The sequence below is a fragment of the Pseudomonas sp. CJQ_9 genome (genome assembly GCF_043106615.1).
In the GTDB taxonomy this organism is placed as follows: Bacteria; Pseudomonadota; Gammaproteobacteria; order Pseudomonadales; family Pseudomonadaceae; genus Aquipseudomonas; species Aquipseudomonas juntendi.
Map to the genome: position 1 here is coordinate 30,183 of NZ_JBICMS010000107.1, position 16,025 is coordinate 46,207.

13 protein-coding genes, 6 tRNA genes and 1 pseudogene are annotated in these 16,025 nt (G+C 55.1%); 12 read left to right on the top strand and 8 right to left on the bottom strand.

The annotated features are described in order from the left end of the window. Nucleotides 1–282 precede the first annotated feature (282 nt). The 5 genes from ACF8SD_RS24065 to ACF8SD_RS24085 all read left to right on the top strand — a co-directional run bounded on the left by ACF8SD_RS24065 (nt 283) and on the right by ACF8SD_RS24085 (nt 725). Nucleotides 283–358, top strand: a tRNA-Asn gene (locus tag ACF8SD_RS24065). Nucleotides 359–361: 3 nt separating this feature from the next. Then, nucleotides 362–438: transfer RNA gene (locus ACF8SD_RS24070), tRNA-Pro, on the top strand. A 6-nt stretch (nt 439–444) separates the two neighbouring features. Next, nucleotides 445–520, top strand: a tRNA-Lys gene (locus ACF8SD_RS24075). 47 nt (nt 521–567) lie between these two features. Continuing rightward, nucleotides 568–644, top strand: a tRNA-Pro gene (locus tag ACF8SD_RS24080). A 5-nt stretch (nt 645–649) separates the two neighbouring features. Then, nucleotides 650–725, top strand: a tRNA-Lys gene (locus ACF8SD_RS24085). Between the two features lie 181 nt (nt 726–906). Here ACF8SD_RS24085 and ACF8SD_RS24090 read toward each other — a convergent pair. From ACF8SD_RS24090 to ACF8SD_RS24100, 3 genes are all read right to left on the bottom strand, one after another. After that, nucleotides 907–2,202, bottom strand: a complete 1,296-nt coding sequence (locus ACF8SD_RS24090; protein ID WP_009683004.1) for an NAD(P)/FAD-dependent oxidoreductase — start codon at nt 2,200–2,202, stop codon at nt 907–909. An 84-nt stretch (nt 2,203–2,286) separates the two neighbouring features. After that, nucleotides 2,287–2,460, bottom strand: a complete 174-nt coding sequence (locus ACF8SD_RS24095) for a DUF3094 family protein (RefSeq protein WP_033744188.1) — start codon at nt 2,458–2,460, stop codon at nt 2,287–2,289. A gap of 133 nt (nt 2,461–2,593) precedes the next feature. Next, nucleotides 2,594–3,223, bottom strand: coding sequence for a DUF1780 domain-containing protein (locus ACF8SD_RS24100; RefSeq protein WP_173887522.1), 630 nt, complete (start codon nt 3,221–3,223; stop codon nt 2,594–2,596). Nucleotides 3,224–3,355: 132 nt separating this feature from the next. On the opposite strand from ACF8SD_RS24100, the gene ACF8SD_RS24105 reads away from it, so the two are divergent. Beyond that, nucleotides 3,356–4,039, top strand: a complete 684-nt coding sequence (locus tag ACF8SD_RS24105; protein ID WP_054903879.1) for an energy-coupling factor ABC transporter permease — start codon at nt 3,356–3,358, stop codon at nt 4,037–4,039. Between the two features lie 50 nt (nt 4,040–4,089). Here ACF8SD_RS24105 and yacG read toward each other — a convergent pair whose 3' ends face one another. From yacG to ACF8SD_RS24125, 4 genes are read right to left on the bottom strand one after another with little or no spacing between them, the layout of a single operon-like run. Beyond that, on the bottom strand, nt 4,090–4,290 hold the full coding sequence (gene yacG / locus ACF8SD_RS24110) for a DNA gyrase inhibitor YacG (protein WP_009683001.1): 201 nt from the start codon (nt 4,288–4,290) through the stop codon (nt 4,090–4,092). Beyond that, entirely contained in the window at nt 4,287–4,910 is a 624-nt protein-coding gene (gene coaE / locus ACF8SD_RS24115) for a dephospho-CoA kinase (RefSeq protein ID WP_110679436.1), read from the bottom strand. The genes yacG and coaE overlap by 4 nt, the downstream gene beginning before the upstream one ends. Next, complete coding sequence (locus ACF8SD_RS24120; protein WP_392485052.1) at nt 4,910–5,776, bottom strand: prepilin peptidase; 867 nt, start codon at nt 5,774–5,776, stop codon at nt 4,910–4,912. Before ACF8SD_RS24120 ends, coaE begins: the two co-directional genes overlap by 1 nt. Before the next feature lie 2 nt (nt 5,777–5,778). Beyond that, the gene (locus ACF8SD_RS24125) at nt 5,779–6,987 is read right to left on the bottom strand and encodes a type II secretion system F family protein (protein WP_392485054.1); all 1,209 of its coding nucleotides are present in this window, start codon (nt 6,985–6,987) and stop codon (nt 5,779–5,781) included. Between the two features lie 215 nt (nt 6,988–7,202). Between ACF8SD_RS24125 and ACF8SD_RS24130 the strand changes: the two genes are divergently transcribed. The 6 genes and pseudogenes from ACF8SD_RS24130 to ACF8SD_RS24155 all read left to right on the top strand — a co-directional run bounded on the left by ACF8SD_RS24130 (nt 7,203) and on the right by ACF8SD_RS24155 (nt 12,696). Continuing rightward, a complete protein-coding gene (locus ACF8SD_RS24130) occupies nt 7,203–7,613 on the top strand; it encodes a pilin (RefSeq protein ID WP_173887526.1) in 411 nt (136 codons plus the stop codon). Nucleotides 7,614–7,684: 71 nt separating this feature from the next. Continuing rightward, nucleotides 7,685–7,760, top strand: a tRNA-Thr gene (locus ACF8SD_RS24135). A gap of 342 nt (nt 7,761–8,102) precedes the next feature. Next, nucleotides 8,103–9,430, top strand: a pseudogene (locus ACF8SD_RS24140) (tyrosine-type recombinase/integrase). Between the two features lie 1,086 nt (nt 9,431–10,516). Further along, nucleotides 10,517–11,272, top strand: a complete 756-nt coding sequence (locus tag ACF8SD_RS24145) for a hypothetical protein (RefSeq protein WP_392485056.1) — start codon at nt 10,517–10,519, stop codon at nt 11,270–11,272. Nucleotides 11,273–11,713: 441 nt separating this feature from the next. Then, nucleotides 11,714–11,947, top strand: coding sequence for a hypothetical protein (locus tag ACF8SD_RS24150; protein WP_392485057.1), 234 nt, complete (start codon nt 11,714–11,716; stop codon nt 11,945–11,947). Between the two features lie 71 nt (nt 11,948–12,018). Continuing rightward, complete coding sequence (locus tag ACF8SD_RS24155) at nt 12,019–12,696, top strand: hypothetical protein (RefSeq protein ID WP_392485058.1); 678 nt, start codon at nt 12,019–12,021, stop codon at nt 12,694–12,696. A gap of 591 nt (nt 12,697–13,287) precedes the next feature. On the opposite strand, the gene ACF8SD_RS24160 is transcribed toward ACF8SD_RS24155, so the two are convergent. Continuing rightward, nucleotides 13,288–15,201: a CHAT domain-containing protein gene (locus tag ACF8SD_RS24160; protein ID WP_392485060.1), complete on the bottom strand. Its 1,914-nt coding sequence runs from the start codon at nt 15,199–15,201 to the stop codon at nt 13,288–13,290. Nucleotides 15,202–16,025 lie beyond the last annotated feature (824 nt).

Genomic DNA, 16,025 nt, shown 5'->3' on the forward strand with positions numbered 1-16,025 from the left:
GGATAACTCGCTGAAATTTTTGAAATTTTTGCTTGCATCAAAAAACGAGTGCCCCTAATATACGCCGCGTTGTCAGGCACTAAGCGAATCATCAGCAGTAACGATGGTCGCAAAACAACTTACAAATCAGTAAGTTGAATGAAAAAAAGTGGTTGACAAGCAAAACGAAGAATGTAGAATAGCCGGCCTCAGCAGCTACAACGCGAAAGCAGCGAAGCTCAAGAGTCCGAAGCGAACACACTCTTCGGAGTAGCAAATCGGAAAGTAGTACCGAAGTTCAGTTCCGCGATAGCTCAGTCGGTAGAGCAAATGACTGTTAATCATTGGGTCCCTGGTTCGAGTCCAGGTCGCGGAGCCATCTCGGGGTGTAGCGCAGTCCGGTAGCGCGCCTGCTTTGGGAGCAGGATGTCAGGAGTTCGAATCCCCTCACCCCGACCATTTTCCGGGTCGTTAGCTCAGTTGGTAGAGCAGTTGGCTTTTAACCAATTGGTCGTAGGTTCGAATCCTACACGACCCACCATTTAAAGAAGGGCATCTCAAAGAGATGCCCTTTTTTTTGAAAGACCTCGGGGTGTAGCGCAGTCCGGTAGCGCGCCTGCTTTGGGAGCAGGATGTCAGGAGTTCGAATCCCCTCACCCCGACCATTTTTGGGTCGTTAGCTCAGTTGGTAGAGCAGTTGGCTTTTAACCAATTGGTCGTAGGTTCGAATCCTACACGACCCACCATGTAAAAAAGGGCATCTCCTACGAGATGCCCTTTTTCTTTGCCTCGGGAAAATGCCCCTTGCCTTGTTGGAGCAGGTAAACCTGATCCAACAAGGGGCAAACCAAGGCCTTGAGCCTGCTGCAGCCCCTGTGAGGCTGGCTGACGATAAGGCCCGTACAGGCAGCCTCTATTGCAAGTTTTTCAGTGCAACTTCAACCGCGGCTCGGTACCCCGGCCAATCTTGCTGCCCAACATCATCAATGCCGTACGGAAGAACCCGTACAACGCCATCTGGTGCATGCGGTACAGCGACACATAGAACATCCGCGCCAGCCAGCCTTCCAGCTTCACACTGCCCATCAGGTTACCCATCAGGTTGCCCACCGCCGAGAAGCGCGACAGAGAAACCAGCGAGCCGTAGTCCTTGTAGGCATAAGTGGGCAGCGGCTTGTTCTCCAGCCGCGCTTTAAGGCTTTGCGCCAGCATCGACGCCTGCTGGTGCGCCGCTTGCGCGCGTGGCGGTACATTGCGGTCGCTGTCTGGCTGCGGGCACGCCGCACAGTCGCCAAAGGCGAAAATGTTGTCGTCGCGGGTGGTTTGCAGGGTAGGGCGTACCACCAGCTGGTTGATGCGGTTGGTTTCCAGGCCATCGATGTCCTTGAGGAAACCGGGCGCACGGATACCGGCCGCCCACACCTTCAAACTGGCCTGGATCACCTCGCCGTCCTTGGTTTTCAGGCCGTCCTCGGTCACTTCGCTGACAGCGGCGTTGGTCATGACCTTGACCCCGAGTTTTTCCAGGGTCTTGTGCACCGGTACGCTGATGCGCTCGGGTAGCGCCGGCAGAACGCGCGGGCCGGCCTCGATGATGGTGATGTGCATGTCCTTGGGCTGGATGCGGTCCAGGCCATAGGCCGCCAGCTCGTGGGCCGCGTGGTGCAGCTCGGCCGCCAGCTCTACACCGGTGGCGCCTGCACCCACAATGGCTACGCTGATTTTCTCGCTGGCCACGTCGCCGGCGTGGGCACGCAGGTAGTGGTTGAGCAGTTGCTGGTGGAAGCGCTCGGCTTGCTTGCGGGTGTCCAGGAACAGGCAGTGCTGCGCCGCGCCCAGGGTGCCGAAGTCGTTGGTATTGGAGCCCACGGCAATGACCAGGGTGTCGTAGCCCAGGGTACGCGCAGGCAACAGCTCGCGCCCCTCTTCGTCCAGGGTGGCGGCCAGTTGGATCTGCTTGCCTTCACGGTCCAGGCCGCTCATGCGCCCCAGCTGGAAGTTGAAGTGGTTCCACTTGGCCTGGGCCACGTAGTTCAGTTCGTCTTCCGAGGAGTTCAGCGAGCCGGCGGCCACTTCGTGCAGCAGTGGCTTCCAGATATGCGTGAGGTTGGTGTCGACCAGGGTGACGTCGGCCTGCTTGCGCTTGCCCAGGGTTTTACCCAGGCGGGTCGCCAGTTCCAGGCCGCCGGCGCCGCCGCCGACAATCACGATGCGATGAGTCATGGGGATATCTCATAAGGTTTACGGAATGCTTGCCCTTTGGGGGCGGCCGCAAACTGCACGAGGGGAGGGCGAGCGCAAGGCAGCTCATAGCACCAGTCCACTCAGCAGGCGGCTGACAAGGCCCAACCCGATGGTCACGGCCACCACCAGCACAAGGAGCAGCCATGGCCGGAAGGGCCGGCGCTCGACTTGGTGCTGGGGGGCTCGCAGATACTCATCGACACGACGCTGATCTTCCGGGTTCAGGCGGCTGGTCATGGTAGGGCCTCGTCAGGTAGACGTAAGAGACTGCACAAACGCTACAGCGTTCGTGCAAGCGCTTGAAACAAATGATAATGCTTTCTATCCCTGGCGCCGAGTGTACGCCATCGCAAACACTCGCTGCACTGGATCAAAGACTGATGCCAACGTCGAAGACGATGCTGCGCCCTAGGTTGCTGCGCAGGAAATCCGGCGCATCGGGGTGGGCGAACAGCACGCGGGCAAAGGTTGGCCCGACCAGCGACAGCGAGCGCCAGCCCTGGCGCAGGTATTCGGTGGGCGGCGGGAAGTGGGTGTTCAGGTCCAGCACCTCGCGTTTGAGGCTGGAAAACGCAATGATGTCCAGCTCGTTCAGCTCCAGCCCGCGCTCGCGATAGTTGCGCGCCTTCTTGCGCAAGGTGGGTGCCAGCCGCCCGAGCAGTTCGGTGGCACTGATGCGCCGTGGGCGGGCTTCGCGGCGCACCAGTTGCGCCAGGGAAAATGCACTGCGCCGGCGCTGCAGCTCCTCGCGCCATTCATCATTCAGCCGGCGGCCCTCGTCGAGCACGAAAAACACCTCGAAGGCGGCGTCGCGGAACAGCACGTCGGGCGGCTCTTGCCCGGCCGGGGTGAAATCTTCGCTGCGGTAGGAAATGTTCAGCCCCTGCAACAGGCGCTGACACACCCACCGCTCCCGCTCCCACTTGCGGGCGTTGGAGAGGAAGGCATTGGCTTGTTCGGCCTGAATGGTCAGCAGGCGCAGGTAGTCGGAGTCATCCATGCAGACAAGCTTAGCCGTTAATCGATGACAGCAAGAGGCACGCATGCGGCCGCAGGCCATCCGCTGCAGAGGGGCCGCGAAGTTTGCGTGTACACTGCCCTTATCCACAGGCTGGCAAGGGGCATTGTTCAGGTGATCAGCGCACAGGTGTTGTCTGGCACCACCCTAAGCCTTGGCTGGCTGGGCTACGTGCCGCTGCTGGCCTGGGCCGCCAGCCAGGTTCGCTGGGTGGAACTGCTTGCCGACCGGCGCCGCCAGCACCTGCTGTTTGGCACGGTGTTCTGCCTGTTCGCGTTGTGGCTGGTAAGGCGCGATTTCGATACCGGCGTGGCGTACCACTTCATCGGCATGACGGCGGTTACCCTGTTGCTGGACTGGCCACTGGCCGTGCTGGGTGGTTTCATGGCCCAGCTGGGCCTGCTGGTGCTGGGGCGCCAGGACCTGGCGGCGTTGGGAGTCAATGGTCTGTTGCTGGTGGGTTTGCCGGTGCTGATCACCGAGGTGTGCGCCCTTGTGGTGGAACGGGCACAACCGCGGAACCTGTTCGTTTACATCTTCTGCTCAGGGTTTTTCCCTGCCGCACTCACGGTGCTGGTCTGCGTGCCGGTGGCGCTGGGGCTATTGTGGCTGGACGGGCGCTTTGCGCTGCCAGAGTGGCTTGGCGACTTTGTCGGTTACCTGTGGCTGATGATGTTCCCCGAAGCGTTCATCAACGGCATGGTGATCAGTGCGCTGGTGGTGTTTTGCCCGGACTGGCTGGAAACCTTCAACCGCACCCGGTACTTGCAGGCGCCGTGGAAGGACGATGAGCACTGAGCCCGCAGGCTAGGCCGGTGCATCACCGCCTGCCCGGCAGGTGGGTCAGTTCAATGCCGCGACTCCAGGTCGCCTGAATACAGCTCGTCCTCGGACTCCTGCGCCCCAGGAATCTTGTGTTCCTCCGCTGCCCAGGCACCCAGGTCGATCAGCTTGCAGCGGTCCGAGCAGAACGGCCGGAACGCGCTTTTCTCGGTCCATTCCACAGGTGCGCCACAGGTCGGGCAATCGACGGTCAATGGCTGGCTCATGGCTGGCCTCCTTTCAAAGTCAGGTAAAAGTGGTGCAGGCGGTCAATCTGCTCATGCAGCGCGGCGAGGTCGCCGTCATTGACCACCACATCGTCGGCATGGCGCAAGCGTTCCTCACGGGCCAGCTGGGCCTTCAGGATCGCCTGCACCTGCTCGGTACTGGTGTTGTCCCGGGCCAGGGTACGCGCCACTTGCAGCGCCTGCGGCGCATCGATCACCAGCACGCGCTGGGTCTTGTGGTGCTGCCCCGACTCGATCAGCAGCGGCGACACATAGATCGCATACGGGGACTCTGCCTTGGCCAGGTAGCTGAAAATCTCTTGCCCGATCAGCGGGTGCAGCAGTTGCTCCAGCCATTTGCGCTGCGCGGGGTCGGCGAAAATCAGCTGGCGCAGCGCGGCACGGTCGAGCTGGCCGTCGGCCTGCAGCACCCCCGCGCCAAAGCGCTCAACAATGCTGGCCAGGGCCGGGCGGCCAGGCTCGACTACCCAGCGCGCAGCCTGGTCGGCGTCGACCAAGTGCACGCCAAGCTCGACGAAGCGCTCGGCGGCGGCGCTTTTGCCGCTGCCAATGCCGCCAGTAAGGCCGAGAATCCAGGGGGTAAACGCCGCAGTGGTCATCAGTATCCCAGCAGTTGCAGGTAAGAGGCGTATATTTCATCACCCCAGAGCACGGCAATCCACCCCGCAATGGCCAGATAAGGGCCAAACGGCATCGCCGTGCCCAGGGCGTGCCGGTGCAAACGCAACAAGCACAGGCCCACCAGCGCCCCGACCACCGACGACAACAGCAGCGTCAACGGCAGCACCTGCCAGCCACCCCAAGCGCCGATCAGCGCCATCAGCTTGAAGTCGCCATAACCCATGCCTTCCTTGCCGGTGACCAGCTTGAACAGCCAGTACACCGACCACAGGCTGAGGTAACCCGCCACCGCCCCCCATACCGCACTGCCCAGCGGCACATACACCGCAAAGGCGTTGACGATCAGCCCCAGCCACAGCATCGGCAGCACCAGTACGTCGGGTAACAGCTGGTGATCGGCATCGATCAGGCTCAGGGCCAGCAGGCACCAGGTCAACGGCAATGCCAGCAATGCCTCGGCTGACGCACCAAAACGCCAGGCCACCAGCAGCGACAGCAGCGCACTGGCCACTTCCACCAGTGGGTAACGCGGGCTGATGCGGGCCTTGCAGGCAGAGCAGCGCCCACGCAAGGCCAGGTAGCTGAGCACTGGAATGTTTTGCCACGGGCGAATCGGGTGTGCGCACTGCGGGCAGCGCGAAGCGGGCAGGCACAGGTCGAAGCGCGGGTGCTGCGTAGTCGGCAGCCCCAGAACCTGCTGCGCTTCACGCTGCCATTGGCGCTCCAGCATGATCGGCAGGCGGTACACCAGCACATTCAGAAAGCTGCCTACCAGCAGGCCGAGCACGCTCGCCAGGGTGTAGAAGTACGCCGGCTGTTCAGCCAGCAAGGTCCATAAAGTCATGTTCAGATCAAGCTACCCAACTGGAAGATCGGCAGGTACATCGCCACTACCAGGCCACCCACCAGCAAGCCCAGGACCAGCACGATGGCCGGCTCCAGCAAGCTGGTCAACTGGTCCAGCGCCTGGCTGACCTGTTCCTCATAATGGCTGGCGGCTTTTTCCAGCATCGTGTCCAGCGTGCCGCTGGCTTCACCGATGGCCGTCAGTTGCACCAGCAAGGGTGGAAACAGCGGCTCACCCGCCATCGCCTGGTTCAGCCCCTGCCCATTGGCCATACCCTGGCGCAAGCGCAGCACCGCCTGTTCATGCAACTGGCCCCCGGTTACCCGCGCCACCGTACCCAGGGCATCCAGCAGGGGCACCCCGGCCGCATAAGCGGTTGCCAGGCTACGCGCAAAGCGCGCCAACGCCGCCTGCCCCAGCAGCGTGCCGAATACCGGCAAGCCCAACACCAGGCGCCCGAGCCACAACCGCGCAGGCGCATGCCGGCGGCACAGCTGGCGCCCGGCAAAACCTAGCACCAGGCCCAGCGCCAGCAACATCGGCGCAAACTGGCCGAACCCTGTGGACAAGTCGATCACCCACTGGGTAAATGCCGGCAATTGCGCGCCCATGCCCGCGAACATGTCCTCGAACCTGGGTATTACCTCCAGCAACAACACCGCCGACACGCCCAGCCCGGTCAGTAACAGCAGCAACGGGTAGACCATCGCCTTGCGCACCTTCTTCTGCAGCGCCCGCCGCTGTTCCAGCATGCTTGCCAGCTGCTCCAGCTGCCGGTCCAGCGTGCCCGACTGTTCGCCCACCCGCACCAGGTTGCAGTACAGCGCATCGAACCAGCCCGTGTGGCGTTGCAACGCATTCGCCAGCCCCAGGCCCGCAGCTACATCCTGTTTCAATCTAACCAGCAGCGCAGCCAGAGCAGCACCACAGCCACTGCGCCCCATCACCTCGAACGCCTGCAACAGCGGCACCCCGGCCTTGAGCAAGGTCGCCAACTGCCGGCTGAAACCCGCCGGGTCGGCTTTTTCCCGCCGCTTTGGCAGCTTGAGGCCAAGCCCGCTGGCCGGCCGCAAACTGGCCACGTTGATGCCTTGGCGAATCAGCCCGGCACGCACATGGGCCGGGCTGGGCCCAGGCGTTTGGCCACTGACCGGCGCGCCATTGGCGTCGGTGCCGTGCCAGCTGTAGAGGGAGGTGGTAGTGGTCATGCGAAGGTCCTTTTATTGCCCGTGCGACAAGCCTGGAAACAGCTTGCCGCGCCTATGCCAGGGCGCGCGTCCATGATGCTCACTAGAGTAGTTCAGCGATGATGAAGCCCAAGCAGGCAGGGGTGACAAAAGGTGACTGTTCAGGCCTACTGCGCCGCTGTCGCTTGGGGCGAGATTGACCCTAACGAGTACGCGTATCAAAAAGGAAACTGTTCATGAAAGGGCAACGCGGTATCACCCTGATCGAACTGATGATCGTTGTGGCGATCATCGGCATTCTGGCGACCATCGCCTTACCGATGTACACCAACCACCAGGCCCGCTCCAAGGCCGCGGCCGGCTTGCTGGAAATCAGCGCCCTGAAAACGGCCATGGACCTGCGCCTGAACGACGGCAAGGATGTAGCCGACGTAGCCGAACTGGGCGGCCAGCCGGCAACGGCGCATTGCGCGATCACCGCCAACGGCAAGGCGGCGGATAGCAGCGGCAGCCTGGTTTGCACCCTGGTGGACGCACCGGCCACCGTGCTGGGCAAGGCCCTGACGTTGACCCGTTCGGCAACGGGCTGGGCGTGCACCACCGACATCGAAGAAGACCTGGCGCCGAAGGGCTGCAAGGGGGCCTGAGGGCAGGGCAATAAAGTAGTGGAAACAGGGGTTTGCGTAACGGGTGCGAGCAGTGGTACGTTGCGCTACACGCCGGTGTAGCTCAGTCGGTAGAGCAGCGCACTCGTAACGCGAAGGTCGCAGGTTCGATTCCTGTCTCCGGCACCACATCCAGCTCCACTGCATTCCGCTGAATGCTTTGGAAGCCCTCTAAAACGGCCTTTTGGCTAGTGCCAGTCAGTTAAATAATTTGGGGCCGCTTTGCGACCCTTCGCGGGCACGCCCGCTCCCACATGGATCGCGCATTTCTTGAGTGCAGCGCCAAACGTGTGGGAGCGGGCGTGCCCGCGAAGAGCTGCAAAGCAGCCCCAGTAACGCTCAACTGACAGGCATTACCCTTCTGGCCGGTTTTTCGTCTCCAAGACCGACCGTCGGGAACCAACTAAATCCCCAATAACCGGGGGTGTTTTTTGGGTTACAGCGTCTTTCCTGAATGGAGAGCGTACCCCAATGCCACGCCTAGCCACTCCGCTCAGCGGCCTCAAATGCCGCACGGCCAAACCGAGTGATCGCGCCTACAAACTGTTCGACGGCGGGGGCATATACCGGTAAGTCACGCCCAGTGGCTCGAAGACTTGGCGGCTGCGGTATTTCAAACCCAGCGGCAAGGAAGGCACGCTGATCATCGGTAAATACCCCATCGTTTCGTGGCCGTCGCGAGGACCAAGCGCGATGAGGCTAAAGCTCTGTTGCTCGACAACCTTGATCCGATGGAAGAAAAGCAGAAGGCCAAGATCGCAGCTCAGCGGGCGAGTCTTCTGTTTGAAACCGTCGCTCTGGAGTGGCACGTCGAAATGTCCCGACGGTGGACTGAGGGCCATGCCAAGACGGTGCTGAGTAGGTTGCGCACCCATGTGTTTCCACTGATTGGCCAGCGGCCGATTGCTGAGCTCGACACCCACGATCTGCTTGAGGTCACTCAGCGAATCAAGGATCGCGGCACGATGGATGTTGCGCTGCGGGTGCAGAATTACCTGTCCACGATCATGCGAGGTGCGAAGCGGGCGCGGCAGATCACCCAAAACCCGGCGCTCGATCTGGCCGGCTCGATTCAAGCGCCGCGCACCGTTCATCGTCCTGCACTATCACTGACCCGCCTTCCTGAACTATTGGATCGAATCGACAGCTACACCGGTCGCGAACTGACCCGGCTCGCGGTGCTACTGACGCTGCATGTGTTCGTGCGCTCCAGCGAGCTGCGTTTCGCCCGGTGGGATGAATTCGACCTGCAACGGGCGATGTGGGAGATCCCCGATACCCGCAAGCCGATTGAAGGTGTCCGCTATTCCACGCGCGGGACCAAGATGAGTGGGGACATTCAGATAGTGCCGCTGTCCCCTCAAGTCATCGAGATCCTTGAACGGCTGCGCAGCTTGAATCGCTTCTCTGAACTCGTGTTGCCCGGTGATCACAGGTACTGGAAACCCTTGTCGGAGAATACGGTTAACAAGGTGCTTCGCAATATGGGCTACGACACCACCAAGGACGTGTGCGGGCATGGTTTCAGGACCATGGCTTGTAGTGCCTTGCTCGAATCAGGACTGTGGACGGACGCGGCGATTGAGCGGCAGATGAGCCATCAGGAGCGTAACCGCGTGCGCGCCGCTTACATCCACAAGGCCCAGTTTCTGGAGCAGCGTCGGTTGATTATGGCGTGGTGGAGTAACTACATCGATGCCAACAGATCGGGCCATGTCACTCCGCATGAGTTTGCCCATCCGGTAGGCGACAACGTCACAGCGTTGCCAAATGGTCATTGCGCATTCAATCGCGGGTAAGTCTGCGAGATCGGTGCTGGCTGCTCTTTCACGCGGGTCCATCCAAACAGGGCTGCAAAGCCGCCCTGTTTGGATGGACCTCACTTTGAAAAGCTAAAAGCCACGACGTTGTCCGGGAGTTACCACGGAATTCCACCGGTGGATGACCTCTTTTCACGTCCCAAGTAACGGTGAATTACGACCCTTGACCGGGTTTATCCACAGGCGTAGAACTGGCCGAGCAAGCGCTGTCGATGACAGCACCCAGGTGGCCCGAACCTTCAAGGTCACGCCGCTCTGGCGGTGGTTCTCCCCAAGGGCGATTCGCATCCGGCAGCTCGCCCGGTCACTACCCATGTGATGGATGCTCTTACACATATAGCGCTCGTGCGCCAGATACACCGTACCTCGCTGCCCTGCAGCAACCTATCCGCTTGGCCGACTATTGCGCCAACCTGTGCCCGTCTCTTTCTTCTGGAAAGAGACGGGCACTTCTACCACTGCTGCAGCCTTGATCGCAAAAGGCTTTGCGGCATTTCCCCCTTGTGACAATCGGCGTGACAAACGCCGATGTCACCAGCAACAGCCATGTAGATGATGGTGCCGCAGACCAGGGAGAGGACTGCACCTGACTGACAGTCAGGCATGCCCCGGTCATCGCATTGCTGCGTTTACCCGGCTCAGGATCTTCAGGCGCTGGTCTCGTCAGCCAGTGCTGCCTCCACCCGCCCACCGGTAACGGTGTTTAGGAGGCCAGATCATGAGATGCCCTTGCTCTTGGTCGTAAGGAGCCGCCAGTCCCGCGTTAGAGGACATCCCCACAGGTAGCAGGGGCCTTGATTCCTGATAACACTCAGCATTCTTGGCGGGATGACGTGGGGGACGATTCTGTGGCTGCAGATGTTGAGTGGCCTAGCGAGTGTGGCTATCTCAAGCAAGGCCTTAGAAATGTGGCACACAGTGTTCACTTTTGAAGTCGATAAACGGAGAATTTCGGCTGGCAGAATGCGATTAACAGCTGATCCTTAGGAGCTGGCGGGTAAGGGGGGAGCCATCAGTGGACATCATGATGGCAAAAAGATAGCCTGCGCTTAGGAGTGAGCAGTCATGTTGCCTGCTCTTAGTGTTGATAAGTATAAAACTGCACATGGATTGAGTATGATTTACCTCGGCGGCACGGATTTTTATATCGACGTACCGAGTCTGCCTCGGCACGAATTCGAACAATACTCTACTAAATTGTTTGATAAGTGGGAGGTGTATGTTGAAAGTGCACTAAAGATTCCAGATTATTCACTTGCGCTTGAGGTTCAAGAAGGGTCAATAAAGGGCGGCGCTAAAATTGCCGCTACCCTTGGCCCACTCTATTTGGGTATAGGCCAGTACGGTTCGTTTATTTCAGGGCTGCAAACTATACAAGCTCAGGTAAGCGCAGTAGGAAGTTTTTTAGCTGCTCAGGCCGTTACACCTTTTCCTTATGATAAAATCAAACCAAAAACTAATAAGTACAATGGCTCTTTGGGTGAGTTGCAGCGGTTGTTTTATAAGGTTCAGAGGGGAGAAATTACCGCTGAGCAGGCAATGCTGAAGGCTGAACTTATTCTTGGTGATGAAGTAAGGTCTGAGCCGCACTTCATGGCTGAACTAAAAGACTCATTTGAAAGCACGCCTCTGCTAGCTACGCAACTGGACTTACCTCTGAATAGTATCGGGCAAGACACCATCCTCCAAGCTGACAATAAGATGCGTAAGCCGCGCTTGCCAAGACCTAAGCCTGAGCAGCCTATTGGTCAGCAGTTTCGTGTGGAAGTTTGGCGGGACTCAAAAAAACAGAAGAGAAAAGTGCGAATAATTCAGTTGTAGCCAAAAAGGGGACAGCCAAAATTGGCTGATTATCACCCTTTTTCACGAATGGCTGCTAACGACCCGAAGCTGTCGTTTTAGAAGCGCAGAAATAAGCATGAAAAACTTTCTAGGGAAGATGATTGCGCCTCTCGCGAATAGTAATAAAGGAAAAAGCAATTTCCTAGAATTTGCTCGATAAACCTAACCACGCGGAACATTATCTAAGCAGAAAAAACTGATTTAAACGGCTGAGTACTTCACGGTGCATTTTTTAAAATTATACACCTATCTCCGGTTGGCCTTTTTTTCTGTGCTGATATGGCAACGTTCTCTTGGGAGATCTGGTAAAATACCAAGAACATGTGTAATATCTTTATAGTAGAAGAAAGATAGCTGCGCACGAAATGCTTTATTATGACTCTAGATTTTTAAGTTAAAAATTTAAGGGAGTGTGAAATCTTGGCGAAAAAATACACCTATTCAGTTTCCGTTATTCGCGAAGGGCGAGACCGCGATTATCGTGATTTTTGGGATAGAAATCAGCGTGTCAACGAAAGCGGAGAAGTGCTTCATTCGGATTTGGTCGGATTTACTGAAACGGTAGATGCGAATAATCTAAATGATGCCATTTCAATTGTTGAGAAAAAATATCCAAACTTAAGGGTGGCTCGAGAATACTCTAGCAAGCTTTGATTGGCTATCTAGCAGGTGCGGTTTAATTAGAGTGTGTACGTTGAACTTTAATAGATGCTGAGTAAATAGTAATGGACTACGATCGCAAGTTGGAGAAGTTTTTTTTCGAATATTTATTGTCTATAGGCTATCCAAAGGAGTCGATTGCCTATCAGCCGGGTATACAGCCGGTGCGGCACATGCAATGTTACAGGCCAAGCTTTGCACTCATAGATCCTAAAACGAATGAATATTTAGCAATTGTGGAGGTCAAGGAAGCCAAGATACATGAAGAAGGTCCGGGTGGCTTTATTTATGAAAATATGATTGACTATCGAAAGGCTCTAGGTGCGAACTCAGTTCCCGTATTCATTGTGTCTACTGATTTTAATGACTCATCTCCATTTCTGCTTCATTCGTTTAACGAGCAAGGAGAGATAAGTGTCATCGACCACACTCTGTTTCCAACATTTGAGGCGTTGGCGATCAAGGAGCAAGCAGACAGGAAAGCAGATCTGAGGGTTCGGCGGGACAAGGCGAGTGAGAAATTCACCGTAGTTTGTTGGAGTGTATCATTTGTTCTTTTTGTGCTAGTGATTGGCGACTTCTACGTTAAAATAGAATACGATCGAGATATGTTAACTGCGGAACGTATTAGCTTGATTGGCGCGGCTTTAGCGTTGATAGTTATACCTTTTGCTCAAAAATTTAAAGGCTTGGGTATAGAATGGGAGAAGATCGCTGGTCCTAATAAGCAAGAAGACGATTAGTCATTACTCCAGCCTTGCTTCAGGTAAGGCATAACGGTTGTCGTTCAGTGATCACGATCTGACTATCAGTGCAAAGTCGCTTTGGGCCGTCTCTGTTGGCGAGGTAGCAGCGTAGGCTAGCCAGGCGCAGAGTGCCACGAACTGCACGCTGAAGACTTCACTCTCGTGATGAGGCATGATAATCGGTCGATCACTCAATATTCTCTAAAACTCTTGTAATTCATGAGGCCGTACGCCCTCTATCAAGCGGTTCACGAGCATGCGCATTTTGACAAGGCCCAAGGATCTGCACGGAAATCCCGAATAACTAAATCGGCGCCCCTCGAAAGCTGAAGGCTTTAGTTTTTCGAGCCCTCTATGGAAAGGAATTCTGTGATGGTAAAGCGTTTCCAACAATCGGATGAGGCCTAGGCTATGAACGCTGAGTTGTTTAACGAAACTCAAGGCCGGGGCGGTTGCGCCTAGATGGCTCTCGCGGAGTATCGATTCTAAGCATTGTCGCTCCACCAGTTGCGGATTATGAGTGGGGGTGGTGATCAACGCATCCCATCAGCCACGCCCTACTTATACTCCGGAATATGGAGTGTCGATTTATAAAATAATATTTATAAGTTCAGGTCTGCCTTGCTGGCTATAAAGCATGGTTTCCATGAGCGGGGTGTTATCTTTGATCATTTCGAGTAGTGCTTCGGCAGATGAGCCAGACGCTAGAGCTGTTTCTTTCAGAAGTTCATCGTACCAGTCCGATCTCATCGAGTTGATGCGGGAATTAGCATTCATGTGTATTTCAAGATATTGCTCTGGTGTAATAAGTTCACATGTTTTATGAAAGTAGCGCAGGGCATCTGTCGCATACGACATTCGCATAAAGCTCGCTATCAAAGATCTCCAGGTTATTGCTTCATATCCAAGCTTTTTTATGGCAGGTAAGAAAGCATCAATTCTATAGATGATTCTGCTAATAAAAGCAGAAGAGGCTTTTGCATCAACAGGCAAGAACGTGCCAATAACACTAGATGCTCCAGACCGGATAAAGCCATTCGCAACAGTTACATGAGAGCCAGTGATCGGTGCTGTTGAGCAGGCACTCAACATTACGATCGGCGGAACACGAGCTTGATCAAATAGTTCCCAACTATTCAGTTTCTCTTTTCCTATTTGAAGCCATCCTCCCCCTTCGTTCCCGCTGTGGTCGCCATGACAGTCAAATATGACTATTGCACCTTTGAAGGCGTTCAGGGCATGTTTAACTTCGGTGGTGGTATTTACATCCTTGAATGTGATTTTTGTCCCATTTTTAAGAGGGAATATATTGATTCCGGTTTCGAGAAATTTTTTTATTCTGTCATGATTTTGAAAGGAACGAATTACTAGAATGTCTTTCAGTAAGTCTGAGGGTATATTCTTTGAATATCCTATTGCGCTTTGCTGTAGAAGCATATTTCCAGGGGTCATGCATATCTTGCTTACCTCATGGCTGATCATGAGTGGAAGTTTTCCAAGATAGATCCATTCAAGTGGCGCATCGCTACAGAGCTTTAGACTTGAAAAACGGCTTGCTATTAACTGTTCAAGTTGCGGGCCAATTTCTGACTGCATGGAGTCTGATAAGGCTTTAAACTTAATCTGTAACTGCCGGGCTGCTTTTTGATCGCCGCGTTTATGCAGGAACTCGATCTCCTTAAGCTCAGCGGTGTGAAGATTAATAGCGTTTGGCAGGCGAATCGCTGGGATGCATTCGCTGCTGGCGAGTAATGCTATCGAGTGATTTGTTAAGGCAAGTTCTGATTGCCTCTCGTGTAAGATTTCACCGAGATAGGGTATCTTGTAGGGGTTGAATACAGGCTGTCCAACAGGGTGGCTGATACCGGAATATCCAGGATTCTTAATAAGTCCATTCTTTATCATGTCCTTTTGCCATCTTTCTGATAGCTGGCGAAGTATCTGGTTCCAGAGGTGTGAGTTTGTATTGTATAAAAAAGCCTTAATGGCTGGCGCATAAACTATAGCTTCGCCATGTTTTTCGCCTAAAGTGCTTAGTAGGGATTCTACACTTTCGTTAATTGCTGCTTTAAAATTTTCTATTTTGTCAGCCTTGATTCGACGTTCTTCATTGTACATAATTCCAAGAGAGTAGTGAACTAAGTTATTTGCTAGAGTTGATCCTGATCCGTACCCAGGGGTGCTTGCCTTACGTGTGTATGTGTCTCTGAGTTGTTTTAGTGATATTTCGCTGCCAGCTAAGGTTTCAGCTTCTTCTATTTTTTCTAGGATCATACGATCCAGTAAGTGAATAGGATTTTCGATTTCGTCGAATGGTATTTTTAGGGCTCCTGCTGTTTCTTTAGTAGTGACAATGATAGGACGAATTCCTTGCCCGAAATCTATGTCAACTACTTTTTTGGCTAGTGCGCATGGCGTGATTATTATGCAGAACCTGTCCTTGGCTATTTCTGGGGTCATATCCAGAAATCCATCGCCTAAAGTTATTACTTCGCGGTGCACTCCATCTGCTCTACACGAAATAAGAGCTTCTTGCTCTAAAAAAATTTCGCCTGTGTCAAATGGGGCAGTTGCGGCTGTTGTCAACAGGGAAAGAAATTCCGAGTTGGCTAGCGTTCGGCACCACCCTTGGAAAAGAGTCGCGTCCTCACTTGTTGGTACTACTATGATGTACAATATTCTCGACATAATGGTGCCTGTTTTTTGCTTAGGTTTAATAGTGGTTTTGCTAGGAGGGGCTGAAAATTGTTAGCCTTGATAGTGGTGCCCCAGGCTATAGTTTATGCGCCAGCATAGCAACTTAAAATGCTTGTTCGCTTGACATGTGGTTGCTATCAAAGAGAGCAAGATTGTTTTCAAATAACCTTGCAGTAGTGCGGAAATATTGTTATCGAAGACTCTCATCGCATCGCAATTCGACCTCAGGGCTGTGTGCTGTCAGCGCTGCTTACGGCGGTTGGCAATCTAGAAGTAGAGATAAAGTGCTGTACCATGAAAAATAATACCCATTGAGATCAGCTACTTTCGTTTTGATACGATTCCTGTCTCCGCACCAGTCTTTAATCCGCGATGGTTCACCATCATACGTGGATCCCAATGAAACCGCCGCCTAGGCGGTTTTTTTGCGCTGACTCGATGGGCGTTAAAACGCCACATTCTGCGGCATTTATGTACATTCATTAGTACATCCTAGTTTCGGTTAGCAAGCGATGTACTCACGCGTCGTGCCGGTTGCCTGAGGTTGGGTCTGACAATTCGCAGGCCGCTTTCCTAGCTTGTACTGTTCGCCCAGCCCCTCGCCCAATCGACTTATCACCCCGCCTGTT

What these genes read in the sequence shown, in the direction of transcription:
- ACF8SD_RS24155 (WP_392485058.1), top strand. Translation starts at nt 12,019, where the DNA reads ATGGACTACGATCGCAAGTTGGAGAAGTTTTTTTTCGAATATTTATTG.
- ACF8SD_RS24130 (WP_173887526.1), top strand. Translation starts at nt 7,203, where the DNA reads ATGAAAGGGCAACGCGGTATCACCCTGATCGAACTGATGATCGTTGTG.
- ACF8SD_RS24090 (WP_009683004.1), bottom strand. Translation starts at nt 2,202, where the DNA reads ATGACTCATCGCATCGTGATTGTCGGCGGCGGCGCCGGCGGCCTGGAA.
- ACF8SD_RS24120 (WP_392485052.1), bottom strand. Translation starts at nt 5,776, where the DNA reads ATGACTTTATGGACCTTGCTGGCTGAACAGCCGGCGTACTTCTACACC.
- ACF8SD_RS24125 (WP_392485054.1), bottom strand. Translation starts at nt 6,987, where the DNA reads ATGACCACTACCACCTCCCTCTACAGCTGGCACGGCACCGACGCCAAT.
- ACF8SD_RS24095 (WP_033744188.1), bottom strand. Translation starts at nt 2,460, where the DNA reads ATGACCAGCCGCCTGAACCCGGAAGATCAGCGTCGTGTCGATGAGTAT.
- ACF8SD_RS24100 (WP_173887522.1), bottom strand. Translation starts at nt 3,223, where the DNA reads ATGGATGACTCCGACTACCTGCGCCTGCTGACCATTCAGGCCGAACAA.
- yacG (WP_009683001.1), bottom strand. Translation starts at nt 4,290, where the DNA reads ATGAGCCAGCCATTGACCGTCGATTGCCCGACCTGTGGCGCACCTGTG.
- ACF8SD_RS24145 (WP_392485056.1), top strand. Translation starts at nt 10,517, where the DNA reads ATGTTGCCTGCTCTTAGTGTTGATAAGTATAAAACTGCACATGGATTG.
- coaE (WP_110679436.1), bottom strand. Translation starts at nt 4,910, where the DNA reads ATGACCACTGCGGCGTTTACCCCCTGGATTCTCGGCCTTACTGGCGGC.